Below are 18,704 nucleotides of genomic sequence, written 5' to 3' on the forward strand. Positions count from 1 at the left end.
GTACCTCGCACACCTGACTCTGAACCTCACCCACCCAACTGGAGTCCCTCCGCCGCCTCCTCGACCATGGCCAGGCCGAGCCTGCTGATCCGTACGGAGAACGGGCCGCCCGCCACGGACAGGCCGGTGAACCCGATCTCCCCCAGCGGCGCGCTGCTCACCGGGCACAGCGCCACGGTCTTGCCCGGTACATCCGGGCGGATCCCGGCCAGGGCGGTCAGCACCCGCACCCCCGCCGCCGCGGCGACGGCGGCCGGGCGACAGGCCGCCGGGTGGGGCAGCGGGGCGCCGCCCTCGGTGCGCTGTTCCCCCGCGTACATCTCGGGCAGCCGCTGCCCGAACGCGTCGGCCGCGGACAGCAGGCCCTCCAGCAGCGAGTTCGCCTCCTTTTCGTGTCCCGCGGCGGCCAGCCCCGCGACCGCCACCGCCGTCTCATGCACCCGTACGGCGCCGCCCCGGTGCCCGAACGGGTTGTGGCCGTCCTCCCTGGCGCCCAGGCTGCGCAACCCCCAGCCGGAGTCCATCGCGGGGCCGCCGAGCAGTCGCGCCAGCTGCCCGGTCTGCGCCCGGTCGAGCAGCCCCGACGCCATACTGCCGACCCTGCTCAGGCCGGTGTCCAGAAGGTGCGCGGCACCACTGCCCAGATGCGGCACCTGGCGGCCGTCCGGCTCCATGGCGGCGGCGGGCCTGCCGCCTGCGCGGTCCTCGATCCAGAAGTCCGAGCGGAACGCGGCACGCAGCTCCCCCGCCCACTGCTTCCAGTACGCCGCACCCGGTCGGCCGTGCTCCTCGAGCAGTTCCGCGCCGAGCAGCGCGGCGCGGTGGGCGTGCGCCTGGGTCTCGCATCGGCGCGGTCCGGCGGGATGGGGGTCCGACAGATAGAGCCCGTCCCCCACCGCGCCGCGCAACCACCGCAGGCATCTCTCCGCCGTAGGCACCAGCTCCTCCGTCTCGAGGTCCGACAGTCCCCAGCGCCTGGCCTCCGCGAGCAGCGCCGGGAAGAGCAGCGTCGCCTCGACCCCGGTGCAGCCCGGCGGCAGGTGCGGGCCGGCGTCCCGCAGCGGTCCGGGCAGCCGCCCGGCGCTCGGCCCGCTCCCGGTGATCTGGGTCCGGGCCAGGGTTCGCAGCGTGCCGGCCGCCAGGCGCGTGCCCAGCGGCAGCGCCATCCGGGCGGTGGCCAGCGCCTCGGCGGGCGCGAGACCACACCGCCACGGGGCCCCGGCCGCCGTGTGCACGTCTGACGGATGGCGGGGGTCACGCAACAGCAGCGCCCGCAGGTCGGCGACGCAGGTGTCGAACAACCCCCGCACCCGAGGGTCATCGCCCGTGGCGCCCGCCTCGGCGAACGGGCCCCCGGCGCCGCGCCCTACCGGCCGTAGGGGTGCCGCGCCGTCCTGGCGCACACGCAGTTCGATGCGGCGGCTACCCGCTGGTGGCAGATCCAGTTCCCAGCGCAACAGCCCCGCCGACGCGAGGGCGTCATCGGGCGGCGGCTCCGATGTGACCACGGCTTGGCCTGCGGCGGACGACCAGCGCAGGCCCGAGCCGTGCACGCTCGGGGGCAGTTCGCCGCCGACGTCACCCGAGGCGACAGCGCCGAGTTCCGCGAGGTCGGTGGCCAGGGACACCTCGACGGACACCCTCAGCACTCGGTCCGCGGCGCTGCGCAGGGTGATCCGCTCGCTGCCGTCGGCGTCCCTGATCCGCTCGACGACCACGACGGGGTCAGGACCGCCGTCCGCGGACGGCCGCAGAGTCGCCACGAAGCGGGCGCGATCCGCCGACAGCAGCCTCGCCTGCACGGGAAGCGGTTCCCGCCCGGCCACCCGGAGGTGGCAGCGCGAGAGGAGCCGGCGGCCCGCGCGGTAGAAGCCCTCCAGACCCTGGCCCGTCAACTGACCGTGCTCGGACGAGATCGCCAGGCCCGGCATGGCGACGCAGATCAGCGCGGTGTGCGTGGGCGGTAGCTCCAGGACGCGACGGGACGCGGGATACGGACCCTGCCCCGCCCCACCACGCGGCGCGGTGGCTTGGGCCTCTCCGCACGAGCCGCTGGGGCCGCTGGCGGCCCCAGCGGCTCGGCCAGACCCGGAAGACCCGAAGGATCCCGAGTAACCGGAGGAACCAGAGGCCGGGGGCAGCGGCGACAGCGGCATAGGGCGGCTTCTTCCGCGCTCCCGCGAGCCGCGCCCTCAGCGGCGCGCCGGTCGGTTTCCGGCGGTGCGGCGGCACGTCTGGCCTGGGCGCAAGCCCGTGGAGCGGCTTGTCGGGGGACTGGGGCGACGGGCGACCGGTTCCCGCCACCCAAGTGAACGGAACGCCCCTGGCGCGGGTCACGGTCGCCTCACCGCCCGCTCCGGGTGCCGCGCCCGCCGGTGCGCCGCCGGTTGCGGCCGCGTGCGTCCGCGCCGCCACGCGGCCCGCTGTCCCGGCTCGGGCCCGTGGGCCCCTGCGCGCTCTCCCCGCTTCCTGCGCGCTCCTTGTTTCCCGGACGCTCCTTCGCTCGCCGGAGGGTGGCCGGGCCCGCCGCGATACCCGGAGACGACCGACGCGGGCGGGTGCGGGCGGGCCTCGGCGCGGCGGACCGTGACGGCCGTCGGGGCTCCGCGCCTCCCGCGTCACCCCCGGAGCGCGCTTCCCGCTCCCGGCGCAGGCACTTCCGCAGGGCCTCCGGGTCCAGACCTTCGTTGCAGGCATGGTGCAGAAGCTGGGCGAAGGTGTAGTGCGGGTCGACCCGCAGCGCCATGCCAAGGCCGATCCTGGCCTCGGGCTCATCGCCGAGTGACCAGGCCACCCACCCCGAGAGGGTCAGCGGCGCCGCGGCGTGTTCCGCGTACGGGCCGACGCAGCGGCGGGCCAGTGCCCGCCAGAGCCTGAGCGCCGACGCCGCCTCTTCCCCTTCCATCCATTCGGCCACCCGGTCACGGGTCCACCGGTCCTGGAGTCCGATGATCAGGCTCGCGGCCTCGCCGGACGGGAGCAGTTCGTCGTCCTGCGCGTCGGCCTGCGGCGCCGTGCCGATCGGCGGGGCGGCTCGCAGCCGTGCCATGACCCGGCGCGCCCGGGCCACCGTCTCGGCCTCGACCCGGTCCCGGCCGGCGTGGTCCAGCATGCGGGGAATCAGCGCCGTGCTCGCCGCGTCGAGTGCCCGCTCCTGCTCCGCCGCCAGCGCGCCCCGCAGCGGCGCGAGCCGCACCTCCATCTCGCGCATCCTGCCGCGCATCTGAATGCCCGCGTAGGTGGCCGTGGCCGCCATGACCGAGGTGCCGGCCGGCGGCATCGGCGTACCGTCCGCAGGGCAGCAGCGCCCCTCCGGGCAGACGTACGACCAGTACCGCCCGCCGGACAGGCAGAGCGCCTCCACCACCGGCACGTCCAGCGCTCCGCACGCCGTACGCAGGACCTCGGCGAGCGGCCGCAGGCGCTCCATGACCGTACGAGCCGGTTCTCCCCGCGCGGGCTCCCGGCAGAGGAAGGCGACGATGCCGTCCGGTTTGCCGTTCCGCTTCTCACTGCCGCTCACCAGACACTGGGCCAGCTGGTCGGCGACGGACGGCCAGTCCTGTTCCTGCTCGGGGATGCCCAGGCGGACGCGCCCTCCGAAGCAGCCGCGCTCGCCGTGCAGTGCGACGAGGACGACGCTGTCGTCGGGGTGAAAGCCCATCAGATACCGGAGTGCGTCCGCTAGTTCACCCGCGCCGCGCAGGGTGATCTGCTCGCCGGGCCGGTCGTTGGCTTCGCTGTGATTCGTCATGCGCCGACTGTCCCGCGGATTTCCGAACTCCGCTTGGCCTGTGGATAACCCTTGACTCGGCCACGACAGACGTTATCCACAGGTCGGCGGGCGCATTCGCCGAATGTCAGAGCCATCGGGTTGCATGGACGCATGAGCAACGAAGAACTCCGCACGGCGGCCGATGCCGTACTCGCCCGGCTCGTCGGCGATCAGACCGGCCGCGCCCGTCTGCGCGAGGACCAGTGGCGGGCGATCGAGGCGCTGGTCGCCGAGAAACGCCGCGCGCTGGTCGTGCAGCGCACCGGCTGGGGCAAGTCCGCGGTGTATTTCGTCGCGACGGCGCTGCTGCGGGAGCGCGGCGGCGGCCCCACCGTGATCGTCTCGCCGCTGCTCGCGCTGATGCGCAACCAGGTGGAGGCGGCGGCCCGCGCCGGAATCCGCGCCCGCACGATCAACTCCGCCAACACGGAGGAGTGGGACTCCGTCCAGGCCGAGGTGGCCGCGGGCGAGGTGGACGTCCTGCTGGTGAGCCCGGAGCGGCTCAACAATCCGGACTTCCGCGACGAGGTCCTGCCCAAGCTCGCCTCGGCCACGGGCCTGCTGGTGGTCGACGAGGCGCACTGCATCTCCGACTGGGGCCACGACTTCCGGCCGGACTACCGCCGACTGCGCACCATGCTCACCGACCTGCCGCCCGACGTGCCCGTGCTGGCCACGACCGCGACGGCCAACGCCCGAGTCACGGCCGATGTCGCGGAGCAGCTGGGAACCGGGGGCGGATCGGACGCGCTGGTACTGCGCGGCCCACTCGACCGCGAGAGCCTGAGCCTGGGGGTGCTGCGGCTGCCTGACGCCGCGACCCGCCTGGCCTGGTTGGGCGAACACCTCGCCGACCTGCCGGGTTCCGGGATCATCTACACGCTGACGGTCGCCGCCGCCGAAGAGGTCACCGCGTTCCTGCGGCAGTGCGGCCACGCCGTCTCCTCGTACACCGGCAGGACGGAGAACGCCGACCGGCAGCAGGCTGAGGACGATCTGCTCGCCAACCGCGTCAAGGCCTTGGTCGCCACCTCCGCGCTGGGCATGGGGTTCGACAAACCCGACCTGGGCTTCGTGGTCCATCTCGGCTCGCCCTCCTCTCCCATCGCTTACTACCAGCAGGTCGGGCGCGCGGGCCGTGGAGTGGACCACGCGGAGGTGCTGCTGCTGCCGGGCCCGGAGGACGAGGCGATCTGGCGATACTTCGCCTCGGTGGCCTTCCCGCCCGAGGAATTGGTGCGGCGCACCCTCGACGTCCTGGCGCAGTCGGACAGGCCGCTGTCGATGCCCGCGCTCGAGCCTCTCGTGGAACTGCGCAGGTCCCGGCTCGAGACGATGCTCAAGGTGCTGGACGTCGACGGCGCGGTGCGACGCGTCAAGGGCGGCTGGACCGCGACCGGGCAGCCGTGGGTATACGACACGGAGCGCTACGCCTGGGTCGCCAGGCAGCGCGAGACCGAGCAGCAGGCCATGCGCGACTACGCGACGACGACCGGCTGCCGGATGGAGTTCCTTCGTCGCCAGTTGGACGACGACGGCGCCGCGCCGTGCGGGCGGTGTGACAACTGCGAGGGGCCACGATTCACGTCCGAGGTGTCCGGCGCCGCCCTGGACGCGGCGCGCGGTGAGCTCGGCCGGGTGGGCGTCGAGGTGGACCCCCGGAAGATGTGGCCGACCGGGCTCGCCGCGGTGGGCGTGAACCTCAAGGGCCGCATCCCGGCCGGTGAACAGGCCGCTCCGGGCCGCGCACTGGGGCGGCTCTCGGACATCGGCTGGGGCAACCGACTGCGCCCGATGCTGTCGCCCCAGTCACCCGACGGACCGGTGCCGGACGACGTCGCACGGGCCGTGGTGGAGGTTCTCGCCGACTGGGCGAAGGGACCGGGCGGTTGGGCGTCCGGCTCTGCCGACGCGCCGGCCCGGCCGGTCGGCGTGGTGGCGATGCCGTCGCGCAGCAGGCCCCAGCTGATCCAGTCGCTCGCGGGGCACATCGCCAGGGTCGGCCGCATGCCGCTGCTGGGTTCGCTGGAGTACGCCGAGGGAACCGACGGCGCACCCGTCCCGCGCTCCAACAGCGCCCAGCGGCTGCGCGCCCTGGACGGGGCGCTCACGGTGCCTCCCGCGCTGGCCGAGGCGCTGCGGCAGACGGCGAGCGGTCCGGTGCTGCTCGTCGACGACGCCACGGAGACCGGCTGGACGCTCGCGGTGGCCGCACGTCTGCTCCGCCGTTCCGCGGCCGAGGGGGTGCTGCCGCTGGTCCTCGCCGTACAGGGGTGAGCCGCACGGCGGCCCGAGCGCGTCCTGGGTGGGCCAGGTGTTCGCCCGAGCGCGCCTGGGCAGGGATATAGCCCACGCGACCGCTGATTCCGGCCACCCTCGTCGCCCGCTCGTTGCCTGGCGCCGGTGGGACGGCGAGAATTGGAGCCGCTCCCCGTGCGGCTCTTCCGTGTCAGGCAGGGCTGTATCGCGGTGCGCTCCCACCGTCCGACCCCGCCCGCTGGTGTGGGCGCGCAGCCGAAGGGAGGACCGTGACCCTCGGATTCGCTCCGTCCCCGGCGGCCTCGTCGCCGCCGTCACCGATGACCGCCGAACTGCCCACCGCCGCCAACGAACTGGGCAGGGTGCTGGAACCCGCGGAATGGGCGGCCGCGGGCATCCCCCTGCTGCGCGACCCGCGCGGGGTCGTCAGCGGCCTGCACACCCGGCACCTGCCTACGCCGAACACCGCCGTCGTGGCCGTACTCGACCAGGAGGAACGGCTCAGGGCCAGCGCCTCGTTCACCCGTCACGCCGCGTCCGACGGCTGGGTCTGCCGGAACGCCGTGCTGGCCCAGCTACGCCGGATCATCCCGCACGATCTGCGGCGGCGCACCCCGGTGCGTACCGCTGTACTGCTCTTCTGCCGGGAGGGCGACGCGCGTTGGACCCACCAGGACGGTGCGTGGATGTGGGGGCTACGGGACGCCTGCACGCTGCACGGACTGCGCTGCGGCGCGTACATCACGCTGACCCGCGGCGGGTGGCAGGTGCTCGGGGAGGGCCGGGCCGGCCGACGCCCGTACGCTCGGGACGCCGACGGGCGGCCGCGCGGCGAGGCCGTGGCCCCGCGCCCGGCCGCCGTACGGGGTCAACCCCGCATCGGCGGCGGGGCGGCGTCTCCCCTGCGCCGGGCCACCGCTCGCTGAGCCCATGGCGCGGGGCACCGTGAACCGGAGCCCCGCGTATCGGAGCCCCGCGTACCGGGACTCCGCGTACCGGGACTCAGTTCGCGGGACCGCCCCATACCGCACAGGGGTCAGCCCCGCACGGCGCCGACCGCACCGGCCGTCCTCAACGACGTGTCAGACGCCCACGCCGAGCGCGGAGTTGATGCGCTGCGGATCACCGCACACGATCAGCAGGGCGCCGGCCCGGCTCAGCGCCAGGGGCAGCGCACCGGCGGCCGCGTCGTCGGAGCCGCCGTTGACGGCGACGACGACCACGGGACGGGTGGCCGCCCGGCTCGCGTCGGCGGCGGCGACATGGAACACGTCGTCGCCGGAGTCGTGCTGGGCCCAGTAGGCACGCTCACCGAAGGACAGCTCGTGCGTGGCCCACGGATGCCGGTCACCGGTGGTGACCACCAGGATGTCGCCGGGCGCACGACCAGTGTCAAGGAGCAGGTCGACCGCTTCGTCGGCCGCGTCCAGCGCACCGTCGACGGAAGCCGGGATCAGCTGGATCTGCGGGGTGGCCGAGGCCGGAGCGTCAGCTCCGGCGGCGCTGTCCGCACCGGGGGCCGGGGCGGCGGGCACCGCCTCGGGCGAGGTGCGCTGAGCCGGCGGCTGAGGCCGGGCGGAGCCCGGTCGTCCGGGGCGCGGCGCGGCCGCGGCGCGGGGGCCAGGGACGGGACGGGGGGTCGGCGCACTGCGGCCGTTGGCCGGAGTTGCGCGGGGACCCTGGGCGCTCTCGTGAATCTGAGGCTCCTCGGGAATGAGAGGCATGGTGGTTGTCTATCAAATGCCGGTGCGGGCCGCACCGGCGGGTGGCACATGAGTGCGATCGGCATGGTGTCAGAAATCGAAGCCGAGTTGCCCCTCGATTTCCGGACCGGCCACGACCGGGTCGCGGGTCCTCTTGAGATGCCGCCATTTCGGCATCCCGTCGAGATACGACCAGGAGAGCCGGTGATACCGGGTCGGCCCCCGCTCCGCGAGTACCGACTTGTGCACCGGTGAGGGGTACCCAGCGTTGTCCGCGAACCCGAAGTCCGCGCACTCGGCGCCCAGTTCGGCCATCATGGCGTCACGGCGGACCTTGGCGATCACCGAAGCCGCGGCCACCGCCACACAGGACTGGTCCCCCTTGATCACCGTACGGACCTTCCAGGGAGCACCGAGGTAGTCGTGCTTACCGTCGAGGATGACCGCGTCCGGTCGTACCGGGAGGGTCTCCAGAGCACGCACCGCGGCGAGCCGCAGCGCGGCCGTCATCCCCAGTGCGTCGATCTCCTCTGGCGACGCGTGGCCGAGCGCGTGGGCGGTGACCCAGTCGGCCAGCACCTCCGCCAGCTCATTGCGTCGCTTCACGGTGAGCAGTTTGGAGTCGGTGAGCCCTTCGGGCGGCCGACGCAGTCCGGTGACCGCCGCGCAGACGGTGACCGGCCCGGCCCACGCACCGCGCCCGACCTCGTCGACCCCGGCGATCACCTTGGCTCCGGTGGTGGCGCGCAGGGAGCGCTCGACGGTGTGGGTGGGTGCTTCGTACGGCATGGCGCCAGCAAGGGTACGCCGCCGGGCGCTCGCGTGACACCTCGGGGTGCGCGGGAACGCCGCGTGAGCCGTCAGCAGCCGTCAGCTCGGCCCGGCCGGAACCCAGCCCGGCAGGTCCTCGGTCCGCTCCCGCCACGGCTCCGGCGGGCCGGAGTCCGGGCCGCCGCGTACGGACGCCACCACACCGCCCACGATGGCGCAGGTGGTGTCCATGTCCCCGCCCACGCGGGCGGTCGCCCAGAAGGCCCGCTCGAAGTCGCCCAGGCCGCGCGCCGCCGACCACAGGGCGAAGGGCACCGTGTCATGCGCCGAGGCCCGGCGGCCACAGCCGAGCACGGCGGCGACCGTGGTCGCGTCGCCGTAGTCGAGCATGTCCCTGGCCCGCCGCAGGCCGGCGCCCACGGCGCTCCGTGGGATCAGCGCGATCACCCCGTCGAGCAGCGCTTCGGGCGTGGGCGGGCCCGTCGGCGCCGCCGCCAGCGCCGCGGCCGCGGCCACCGCCATGGCGCCCACGACCCCCTCACGGTGCTGGTGTGTGGGATACGAGGAGATCTCCGCCTGGTGCGTGGCCTGCTCCGGGTCGTCGGCGTACCAGGCGCCGAGCGGGGCGATCCGCATCGCGGCGCCGTTGCCCCAGGAGCCCTGCCCCTTGAACATCGAGGAGGACAGCTGACGCCAGTCCCCGCCATCCTCGATCTGCCGCAGGAGTCGGCTCGCGGCGGCGCCGTAGCCACGACTTTCGTCGTGGTGTGTGGCGAAGGACCGCGCCAGGGTGTCCTGGTCGATGCGGCCGTGCTCCGCCAGCACGGACACCACGGAGCACGCCATCTCGGTGTCGTCGGTCCACCGCCAGATTCCGGGTGGCGGCTTCCGCTGCTTCAGCAGCGGATAGTTCGCGGGCACGAAGAACTGGGACCCGAGAGCATCCCCCACCGCCAGCCCGCGCAGGCTGGAAAGGGCACGCTCAAGGCGCCGGTCGGAAGCGGAGTCAGCGATCATCGCCCTGCCACTCTAGCGGGTCTGGTCGTATGTCTCAGGCTCGCGCCACCGTGCGAAGGGCAGGTCCAGGGTGTACCGTCCGTCGTCGCCCAGGAGCAGGGTACGCACCTCGGCGTTGTCCGGATTGGACAACGCCTCGAACTCCGCGACCGTCCAGTGGAACCAGCGCATGCAGAACAGCCTCATGGTGAGCCCATGCGTGACCAGCAGGACGTTCGGCGGATGGTCGGGGGCCTCGAAGCTGCGGTACAGGCTCTCCAGGAACGCCCCTACCCGGTCGTAGACATCGGCGCCCGACTCGCCCTGCGCGAAGCGGTAGAAGAAGTGTCCGTACGCGTCACGGTAGGCCTTCTGCAGCCGCACCTCGTCCCGGTCCTGCCAGTTTCCCCAGTCCTGCTCGCGCAGCCGCGGCTCCTCTCTGACCCGTACCAGTTCCGGGTCGAGACGGAACGCGCGGAAGGTCTCCAGGGTGCGGCGGTACGGCGACAGGTAGACGCTCACCCGCTCTCCGTCGAACAGCTCGCGCAACCGCTCCCCCGTCGCCTCGGCCTGCTCCCACCCTCGTGCGGTGAGCCGCAACGCGTGGTCGGGTTCGCGTTCGTACACCGAGTCATCGGCATTGCCCTCTGACTCTCCGTGCCGGACGAGGACGATGCGCCGAGGTCGTGCCATACGGAAACCCTAGATCGCGCGACTGACAGTCGGGCAGCCGGGCAGCCGTACGGGCTCCATCCGAGGTATCCGTGGTACCGGGGTATCCGGGGCATCCGGGGTATCCGGCACGTCTGGACACGCTCACACCGTCCATGACGGCTCCAGGTCCACGATGTCGCCCGCCAGCGCCGCCACGTCGGCGGCCGTCTGCGCCCGCAGCGTCAGCCGCTCCACCCGCTCGGCGCGGTACTTTCCGTATTCGGCGTTCGAGTCCCACATCGAGAGCACCAGGAACTCGTGCCCCGACGCCTCGCCGAACAGCCCGCGGATCATGCCGGGCGAGCCCGCCATCGCGGGGTTCCAGACCTTCTCCTGCATCAGGGCGTAGTGCTCCACCCGCTCCGCGTGCACCTTGCAGTGCGCCACTCGCACCACGTCGACGCCCGTGAAGCGCGGCTCGAACCCCGTCTTCACATCGAAGCGGTAGTCGAAGAGCTTGACCTGTATGTCGTCGTACGTTCCGGCCTGGGCGGCGTGCAGCCGGTCGTGCGAGCGCGCCATGAAGGAGTCGTAGAACGCACGGCTCTCCCAGAAGGCGAAGACATGGGCGATGCCCGGCCGCCCCCTGCTCCAGCCACCGCCCTGCCCCCTGAACCCCGGCTCCCCGAGGAGCCCCGCCCATTTCCGCTGCCCCCGCTCGAACCCTCGGCGGTCCCCTACGCTGCAGCGAATCCACTTGACCAGCACCGCGCCATCGTACGGTGCGGTGGAACCCCGAAGTACCCTGCCGGGATGCTCCCTTGTCAGTGGCGCGGCGTAGCGTGTGTGATCAGACAGTGCTGTGCGATGGCGTAGCAGCGTGTTCTGAGGAGGGGAAGCCCGATGAGCGGTCTCAGTGTTGGGCAGCGGAAGATCGAAGTAAGCCTCAAGTGGGACCCGAGTGCTCCTGGCACACCGGCCCACCACCTCGACATCGTGGCCGCGACCTACCGTGCTCAGACTCCCCTCGACCAACCCGACTACCTGGTGCATCTCGACAGCCGGTCCCCGGACGGCACCATCAACCTCGCGCGGGGCAGCAACACCGGCTTGGGCCTGGGGTACGACGAGGTCATGACACTGGAGCTGAACCGGCTGGCCTCGGCGTACGCCCTGGTGGTGGTCGGCGTGGTGATTCAGCAGTCGACCGCCGAGAAGACCTTCGGCGACATCGCGAACGTCGGCGTACGCGTGCGTGACGGCCACACCGAGCTGTCGCTGCGCGACTTCACCGGCATTCCCGCGGCGTCGGCGGCGACCGTCGCACGGTTCACCCGGTCCGGCCCAGAGGGTTCCGGCTCGGGCGGGTGGGAGTTCCACGAGATATTCCGCGGCTTCGACGCCGACCCGGCGGCGTTCGCCCGGCTGATGGGCGGCGTCACCGGCTGAGCGGTACGCCGAAGGGGACCAGCCGACGGCTGGTCCCCTTCGTCAGCTACGGTCGGCTACGAGTCGGTTACGTCGAATGACCCGTCCTCGGGTGCCCGATATCAGCTGCAGCCGCTGGTCGAGCCGCAGCCCTCGCAGATGTAGCAGGATCCGGCCCGCTGCATCTTCGTACCGCAGGAGAAGCACAGCGGTGCGTCGGCGCTGATGCCGAGCTGCATCTCCACGAGCTCGGCCGAGGTGTGGGCCACCTGCTGCGCTTCCGTCTGCGGCGACGCGGCGGACTGCGGCGCCGACTGCCGTGGCGCGGACTGGGCCAGGGCCTCGACGTCGACCTCGTCGTCGATGGACTGCTCGTACGACCCGGTCTCCAGGTGCCGCTGACGCTCTTCGGCGGAGTGGATGCCGAGCGCCGAGCGGGTCTCGAACGGCAGGAAGTCCAGCGCCAGGCGACGGAAGATGTAGTCGACGATCGACTGCGCCATCCGCACATCCGGGTCGTCGGTCATCCCGGCCGGCTCGAAGCGCATGTTGGTGAACTTCGAGACGTACGTCTCCAGCGGGACGCCGTACTGCAGACCGACCGAGACGGCGATGGAGAAGGCGTCCATCATGCCCGCGAGGGTCGAGCCCTGCTTGGACATCTTCAGGAAGACCTCGCCCAGACCGTCGTCCGGGTAGGAGTTGGCGGTCATGTAGCCCTCGGCGCCGCCGACCGTGAAGGAGGTGGTGATGCCGGGGCGGCCCTTCGGGAGGCGCTTGCGGACGGGGCGGTACTCGACGACCTTCTCGACCGCTTCGCGGAGGGCGCCCTCGGTCTTCTCGGCGATCTCGGCCGTCTCCTCCTCCTTCTTCTTGGCGGAGAGCGGCTGGCCGACCTTGCAGTTGTCGCGGTAGATGGCGAGCGCCTTGACGCCGAGCTTCCACGCCTCGAAGTAGACCTCTTCGACGTCCTCGACGGTGGCGCTCTCGGGGAGGTTGACCGTCTTGGAGAGCGCGCCGGAGATCCACGGCTGGATCGCGGCCATCATCCGGACGTGGCCCATCGCGGAGATGGAGCGCTCGCCCATGGCGCAGTCGAAGACCTCGTAGTGCTCCGGCTTGAGGCCGGGTGCGTCGATCACGTTGCCGTGCTCGGCGATGTGCTCGACGATCGCCTCGACCTGCTCCGGCTGGTAGCCGAGACGGCGCAGCGCCTGCGGCACGGTGCCGTTGACGATCTGCATCGAGCCGCCGCCGACCAGCTTCTTGAACTTGACCAGCGCGAGGTCGGGCTCAAGGCCCGTGGTGTCGCAGGACATCGCGAGACCGATGGTGCCGGTCGGGGCGATGACGGACGCCTGGGAGTTACGGAAACCGTTCTTCTCACCGAGGCGGAGCACGTCCTGCCAGGCCTCCGTGGCGGCGGCCCAGACCGGCGAGTCCAGGTCGTCCATGCGGACGGCCTTGGCGTTGGCGTCGGCGTGCTGCTTCATGACCCGCTTATGCGGCGTCGCGTTGCGGGCGTAGCCGTCGTACGGGCCGACGACCGCGGCGAGTTCGGCGGAGCGCTTGTACGAGGTGCCGGTCATCAGCGAGGTGATAGCGCCGGCCAGCGCACGGCCGCCGTCGGAGTCGTACGCGTGGCCGGTGGCCATCAGCAGGGCGCCGAGGTTGGCGTAGCCGATGCCCAGCTGGCGGTAGGCGCGGGTGTTCTCGCCGATCTTCTGGGTCGGGAAGTCCGCGAAGCAGATCGAGATGTCCATCGCGGTGATGACCAGTTCGACGATCTTGGCGAAGCGCTCGGACTCGAAGGACTGGTTGCCCGCGCCGTCGTCCTTGAGGAACTTCATGAGGTTCAGCGAGGCCAGGTTGCACGAGGTGTTGTCCAGGTGCATGTACTCGCTGCACGGGTTCGAGCCGTTGATCCGGCCGGACTCGGGGCAGGTGTGCCAGGCGTTGATGGTGTCGTCGTACTGGATGCCCGGATCGGCGCAGGCCCAGGCGGCCTCGGCCATCTTGCGGAAGAGGTCCTTGGCCTCGACCTCTTCGATGACGTCGCCGGTCATCCGGGCCCGCAGGCCGAACTTGGAGCCGGACTCCACGGCCTTCATGAACTCGTCGTTCACGCGGACCGAGTTGTTGGCGTTCTGGTACTGGACGGACGTGATGTCGTCGCCGCCCAGGTCCATGTCGAAGCCCGCGTCCCGCAGGGCGCGGATCTTCTCCTCTTCCTTCACCTTGGTCTCGATGAAGCCCTCGATGTCGGGGTGGTCGACGTCGAGGATGACCATCTTGGCCGCGCGGCGGGTCGCACCGCCGGACTTGATCGTTCCTGCGGACGCGTCGGCGCCGCGCATGAAGGAGACCGGGCCCGAGGCGTTGCCGCCGGAGGAGAGGAGCTCCTTGGAGGAGCGGATACGGGAGAGGTTCAGGCCGGCCCCGGAGCCGCCCTTGAAGATCATGCCCTCTTCCTTGTACCAGTCGAGGATCGACTCCATGGAGTCGTCGACGGCCAGGATGAAGCAGGCGGAGACCTGCTGGGGCTGGGGCGTGCCGACGTTGAACCAGACGGGGCTGTTGAAGCTGAAGATCTGGTGCAGGAGGGCGTAGGCCAGCTCGTGCTCGAAGATCTCGGCGTCGGCGGGCGAGGCGAAGTAGTTGTTGTCCTCGCCGGACTTGCGGTAGGTCTTCACGATCCGGTCGATGAGCTGCTTGAGACCGGTCTCGCGCTGCGGGGTGCCCACCGCGCCGCGGAAGTACTTGCTGGTGACGATGTTGACCGCGTTCACCGACCAGAAGTCGGGGAACTCGACGCCACGCTGCTCGAAGTTGACCGAGCCGTCGCGCCAGTTGGTCATGACGACGTCACGGCGCTCCCATTCCACCTCGTCGTACGGATGCACGCCGGGGGTGGTGTGAATGCGCTCGATACGCAGGCCCTTGTTCGCCTTGGTTCCCTTGGACCGGGAACCTCGCGCTGAGCCGCTCGCCGTCTCTGTCATGCCGCCTCCCTGTATCGGGCTAAAACGCCCTGAAGTGCCGCGTTCTTCCCGTGGCACGGTGTGTGTCTGTTGCCTTGGGCACCGCTCGCGGAGCCCTCGGCGGGTCTTGGATCGCCGCCGTACGGCCGGTCCGGACGCGTCGCCCGGATCGGCCCCGCCGGTCAGTCGGCGGCGGTGGCGGGCACGGGGACTTCGGCGCCCCCGGCGGCCGCGCGGTCGGCCGTCCGGCCCTGGTCCCCGGTGTCGGCCGCGGGGCCCCGCCGCTCCCGCAGCTCGGCGATGGCCTTGTCGAAGTCCTCGAGTGAGTCGAAGGCCTTGTAGACGGAGGCGAAGCGCAGGTACGCGACGAGGTCGAGCTCCCGTAGCGGGCCGAGTATGGCCAGACCCACGTCATGGGTGGTCAGCTCAGCACTTCCGGTGGCCCGCAGCGCCTCCTCGACTCGCTGGCCGAGCTGGGCCAGGGCGTCCTCGGTCACCGGGCGCCCCTGGCACGCCTTACGGACGCCGTTGATCACCTTGGGGCGACTGAAGGGCTCCGTGACGCCGCTGCGCTTGATCACCATCAGTGAGCAGGTCTCCACGGTCGTGAAACGACGGGAGCAGTCGGGACACTGTCGACGCCTGCGGATCGACGTGCCGTCGTCCGTGGTGCGGCTGTCGACCACGCGGCTGTCGGGGTGCCTGCAGAAGGGGCAGTGCATAACTCCGAACCCTCCTTACACAGCACGACTGATGGGCCTCGAAACAGGCTCTGAACCCCTCGAAGCAGCCCCAAGCATAGGCGATGTCCGAGAGGCCGGAGGACAGGGACCACAACTTATGGGCGGATGGATGAATCCAACCACTAGATCTGGGGTTTGCCCTGTCATTCGACACCATCGCGTGTCGCGCGGCCGACCGACCACGAGGGTACGGGAGGGCGGGCGGCGCGCATCCGTTCGGGGGGTGGCGCGCGCCCGCCGGAGCGGCGGGGTGGCAGACTGGTCAAGGGCAGACCCGGAGATCTGCCCCATCGATGACGAAGCGTACCGCAATGACCCGAATTGCCGTGCGTTCGCACATCACCCATACACCCAGGCACATGATCACGTCAGGTAATCGCCGGTTTTTCACTCGAACGTGTGTTTGGCGCAACCTTTCGAAAGCAACTACCGTTGTCCAGCTAGGGAGAACATCTCGAGAGGGGCCGCCGTGACCACCACCGCAGACAGCGCCACCATCACTGCCCAGGACCGTTCCCAGGGCCGACTCGAGCCGGTGCATGCCATGACAGACACAACCACGAACCCGGAGGGGCCCAAGCCCACGCGCTCGCTGCCCGGCCGACCTCCAGGAATCAGGGCGGACAGCTCAGGACTCACGGACAGGCAACGCAGGGTGATCGAGGTCATCCGGGACTCCGTGCAGCGGCGCGGCTATCCGCCGTCGATGCGGGAGATCGGACAGGCGGTGGGCCTCTCCAGCACCTCGTCGGTCGCGCACCAGCTGATGGCCCTCGAACGCAAGGGCTTCCTGCGTCGCGACCCGCACCGGCCGAGGGCGTACGAGGTACGCGGATCCGACCAGCCGAGCAGCCAGCCCACCGACACCAGCGGCAAGCCGGCCGCTTCCTACGTACCGCTCGTCGGCCGCATCGCGGCAGGCGGCCCGATCCTCGCCGAGGAGTCGGTCGAGGACGTGTTCCCGCTCCCGAGGCAGCTGGTGGGCGACGGCGAGCTCTTCGTCCTCAAGGTCGTCGGTGACTCGATGGTCGACGCCGCCATCTGCGACGGGGACTGGGTGACGGTCCGCCGCCAGCCGGTCGCCGAGAACGGCGACATCGTGGCCGCCATGCTGGACGGCGAAGCCACGGTGAAGCGCTTCAAGCGCGAGGACGGCCATGTCTGGCTCCTCCCGCACAACGCCTCCTACCAGCCGATCCCCGGTGACGACGCGACCATCCTCGGCAAGGTCGTGGCGGTGCTGCGGCGGATGTGATGTCGCCACTGGTACGGCTGGGAACGGCCACGAAAGCTCCTGGAGACCGCGCTGTGGTCTCCAGGGGCCTTCCGGCTCACCGGTGCTGTCGTGCTCGCTGGCGCGCTGTCGGCTCAGTGGCCTTCCGCGGTCGCCGCGGTGTCGATCGCGGCGAGGGAGCGGCGGACCTGGTTGCGGTCCGTGGTGTACCAGAAGTCAGGGAGGGAGGCCTTCAGATAACTGCCGTAGCGGGCCGTGGCCAGCCTGGGATCCAGGACCGCGACCACACCACGGTCGCCCGACGCCCGTACGAGACGGCCCGCGCCCTGTGCCATCAGCAGGGCCGCGTGGGTCGCCGCCACCGCCATGAAGCCGTTGCCGCCGGCTTCCTCCACCGCCTTCTGGCGCGCGCTCATCAGCGGGTCGTCGGGCCGCGGGAACGGGATTTTGTCCATGACCACCAGCTGACAGCTGGCGCCCGGCACGTCCACCCCCTGCCACAGCGAGAGTGTGCCGAACAGACAGGTCTTCGGGTCGGCGGCGAAGGCCTTGATCAGCTCGCCGAGTGTCTCCTCGCCCTGGAGCAGGATCGGATAGTCGGGGATACGGGCCCGTAGCTCCTCGGCGGCGGACTGGGCGGCCCGCATCGAGGAGAACAGGCCCAGGGTACGGCCGCCGCCCGCCTCGATCAGTTCGGTGAGTTCGTCCAGCATGTCGTCGCGGGTGCCGTCGCGCGAGGGCCGGGCCAGGTGCTTGGCGACGTAGAGGATGCCCTGCTTACCGTAGTCGAAGGGTGAGCCGACATCGACGCCCTTCCAGACCGGCAGTTCCTCCGCCTCGGTGCCCTCGCCGCCCGCGGTGCCTTCGGGGGCTAGGCCCAGCGAGGCCCCCACACCGTTGAAGTCCCCGCCGAGCTTCAGGGTCGCCGAGGTCAGGACGACCGAGCGGTCCGCGAAGAGCTTCTCCCGCAGCAGGCCGGACACCGACATCGGAGCGACCCGCAGCGACGCTCCGCTGTGTCGATAAGCGGCTCCGCCGCGGGGCTCATGGCGCTCGTACCAGACGACGTCCCACTCGGAGCCGTTGGTGATCCGCTCCGCCACATCGTGGATGGTCTCTACGGAGGCGAGGGCCTGCTTGCGTACGGCGTCCTCGTCCTGGACGGACTTGTCGCGGGTGGAGCCCAGGGCCGAGATGACCGTACGGGCGGCGTCCCGCAGGGCCATCAGCGCATAGCCCAGGTCTTCGGGGATCTCTTCCAGGCGGCCCGGAAGGGCCAGCTCCATCAGGCGCTCGAAGGTCTCGGCGGCCGTCTGGAGCTGGTCGGCGGCCTTCTCGTTGACCAGTTTCGCGGCGCGGCGTACGGCGCGGTTCACCTGGCCCGGAGTGAGCTCGCCCGTGGCGACACCGGTGACTCGCGAGACCAGCTCATGAGCCTCGTCCACGATCAGCACCTCGTGCGAGGGCAGGACCGGGGCGCCCTCGATGGCGTCGATGGCGAGCAGCGCGTGGTTGGTGACGATGACCTCGGCGAGCTTGGCGCGCTCACGGGCCTGTTCTGCGAAGCACTCAGCGCCGTATGCGCACTTGGTCGCGCCCAGGCACTCGCGCGAGGAGACGGTCACCTGCGACCAGGCCCGGTCGGAGACACCCGGCGTGAGGTCGTCGCGATCGCCTGTCTCGGTCTCGTCCGCCCAGTCGCGCAACCGCAGCAGGTCCTGGCCCAGCTTGCTGGACGGGGCCGCCGCCTCGAACTGGTCGAACAGGCCCTCCTCCTCTTCCTGGGGCGCGCCCTCGTGCAGCCGGTGCAGGCACAGGTAATTGGACCGGCCCTTGAGCATGGCGAACTCGGGGCGACGGCGCAGCAGCGGGTGCAGCGCGTCCACGGTGCGCGGCAGGTCGCGCTCCACGAGCTGACGCTGGAGCGCCAGCGTGGCGGTGGCCACCACGACCCGGTCCCCGTGCGCGAGGGCCGGGACGAGATAGCCGAGGGACTTTCCGGTGCCCGTGCCCGCCTGGACCAGCAGATGGGAGCCGTCGTCGATGGCCTCGGCGACGGCTTCGGCCATGGTCACCTGACCAGGGCGCTCCGTACCGCCGACGGCGTCCACTGCGGCATGGAGGAGTTCGGGGAGTGAGGGCTTCGTCATAGCTCGTCCA

14 protein-coding genes are annotated in these 18,704 nt (G+C 71.3%); 4 read left to right on the plus strand and 10 right to left on the minus strand.

The window, feature by feature from the left end; genetic code table 11:
* Positions 1-26: 26 nt before the first annotated feature.
* The gene (locus tag ACX6XY_RS00990; RefSeq protein ID WP_460325195.1) at positions 27-1,931 is read right to left on the minus strand and encodes a glycogen debranching N-terminal domain-containing protein; all 1,905 of its coding nucleotides are present in this window, start codon (positions 1,929-1,931) and stop codon (positions 27-29) included.
* 413 nt (positions 1,932-2,344) lie between these two features.
* Positions 2,345-3,754: a DUF4192 domain-containing protein gene (locus tag ACX6XY_RS00995; RefSeq protein WP_460325197.1), complete on the minus strand. Its 1,410-nt coding sequence runs from the start codon at positions 3,752-3,754 to the stop codon at positions 2,345-2,347.
* 132 nt (positions 3,755-3,886) lie between these two features.
* Here ACX6XY_RS00995 and ACX6XY_RS01000 point away from each other — a divergent pair, with 132 nt between their 5' ends.
* Positions 3,887-6,052: a RecQ family ATP-dependent DNA helicase gene (locus tag ACX6XY_RS01000; RefSeq protein ID WP_460325199.1), complete on the plus strand. Its 2,166-nt coding sequence runs from the start codon at positions 3,887-3,889 to the stop codon at positions 6,050-6,052.
* 251 nt (positions 6,053-6,303) lie between these two features.
* On the plus strand, positions 6,304-6,960 hold the full coding sequence (locus ACX6XY_RS01005) for a hypothetical protein (RefSeq protein WP_460325201.1): 657 nt from the start codon (positions 6,304-6,306) through the stop codon (positions 6,958-6,960).
* Between the two features lie 156 nt (positions 6,961-7,116).
* On the opposite strand, the gene ACX6XY_RS01010 is transcribed toward ACX6XY_RS01005, so the two are convergent.
* The 5 genes from ACX6XY_RS01010 to ACX6XY_RS01030 form a co-directional block, all read right to left on the minus strand.
* Positions 7,117-7,758 (minus strand): hypothetical protein, encoded by a 642-nt coding sequence (locus ACX6XY_RS01010; protein ID WP_460325203.1) that lies wholly within the window; start codon positions 7,756-7,758, stop codon positions 7,117-7,119.
* 69 nt (positions 7,759-7,827) lie between these two features.
* Positions 7,828-8,526, minus strand: coding sequence for a ribonuclease HII (locus ACX6XY_RS01015; protein WP_460325205.1), 699 nt, complete (start codon positions 8,524-8,526; stop codon positions 7,828-7,830).
* A gap of 81 nt (positions 8,527-8,607) precedes the next feature.
* Positions 8,608-9,525, minus strand: coding sequence for an ADP-ribosylglycohydrolase family protein (locus ACX6XY_RS01020; RefSeq protein WP_460325207.1), 918 nt, complete (start codon positions 9,523-9,525; stop codon positions 8,608-8,610).
* A gap of 12 nt (positions 9,526-9,537) precedes the next feature.
* Positions 9,538-10,197 (minus strand): histidine phosphatase family protein, encoded by a 660-nt coding sequence (locus ACX6XY_RS01025; RefSeq protein WP_460325209.1) that lies wholly within the window; start codon positions 10,195-10,197, stop codon positions 9,538-9,540.
* A gap of 123 nt (positions 10,198-10,320) precedes the next feature.
* The gene (locus ACX6XY_RS01030; RefSeq protein ID WP_460325211.1) at positions 10,321-10,926 is read right to left on the minus strand and encodes a YdbC family protein; all 606 of its coding nucleotides are present in this window, start codon (positions 10,924-10,926) and stop codon (positions 10,321-10,323) included.
* A gap of 135 nt (positions 10,927-11,061) precedes the next feature.
* Between ACX6XY_RS01030 and ACX6XY_RS01035 the strand changes: the two genes are divergently transcribed.
* Positions 11,062-11,607, plus strand: a complete 546-nt coding sequence (locus ACX6XY_RS01035) for a TerD family protein (RefSeq protein WP_460325213.1) — start codon at positions 11,062-11,064, stop codon at positions 11,605-11,607.
* Positions 11,608-11,708: 101 nt separating this feature from the next.
* On the opposite strand, the gene ACX6XY_RS01040 is transcribed toward ACX6XY_RS01035, so the two are convergent.
* Together ACX6XY_RS01040 and nrdR are read right to left on the minus strand one after the other, a co-directional pair.
* On the minus strand, positions 11,709-14,588 hold the full coding sequence (locus ACX6XY_RS01040) for a vitamin B12-dependent ribonucleotide reductase (protein ID WP_460325215.1): 2,880 nt from the start codon (positions 14,586-14,588) through the stop codon (positions 11,709-11,711).
* 161 nt (positions 14,589-14,749) lie between these two features.
* Positions 14,750-15,289, minus strand: a complete 540-nt coding sequence (gene nrdR, locus ACX6XY_RS01045) for a transcriptional regulator NrdR (protein ID WP_460325217.1) — start codon at positions 15,287-15,289, stop codon at positions 14,750-14,752.
* A 490-nt stretch (positions 15,290-15,779) separates the two neighbouring features.
* On the opposite strand from nrdR, the gene lexA reads away from it, so the two are divergent.
* A complete protein-coding gene (gene lexA / locus ACX6XY_RS01050) occupies positions 15,780-16,565 on the plus strand; it encodes a transcriptional repressor LexA (RefSeq protein WP_460325219.1) in 786 nt (261 codons plus the stop codon).
* A gap of 113 nt (positions 16,566-16,678) precedes the next feature.
* Here the strand turns inward: lexA and ACX6XY_RS01055 are convergent, their stop codons facing one another.
* The gene (locus ACX6XY_RS01055) at positions 16,679-18,694 is read right to left on the minus strand and encodes an ATP-dependent DNA helicase (RefSeq protein ID WP_460325221.1); all 2,016 of its coding nucleotides are present in this window, start codon (positions 18,692-18,694) and stop codon (positions 16,679-16,681) included.
* Positions 18,695-18,704: the final 10 nt, after the last annotated feature.

Source organism: Streptomyces sp. O3 (genome assembly GCF_054788135.1).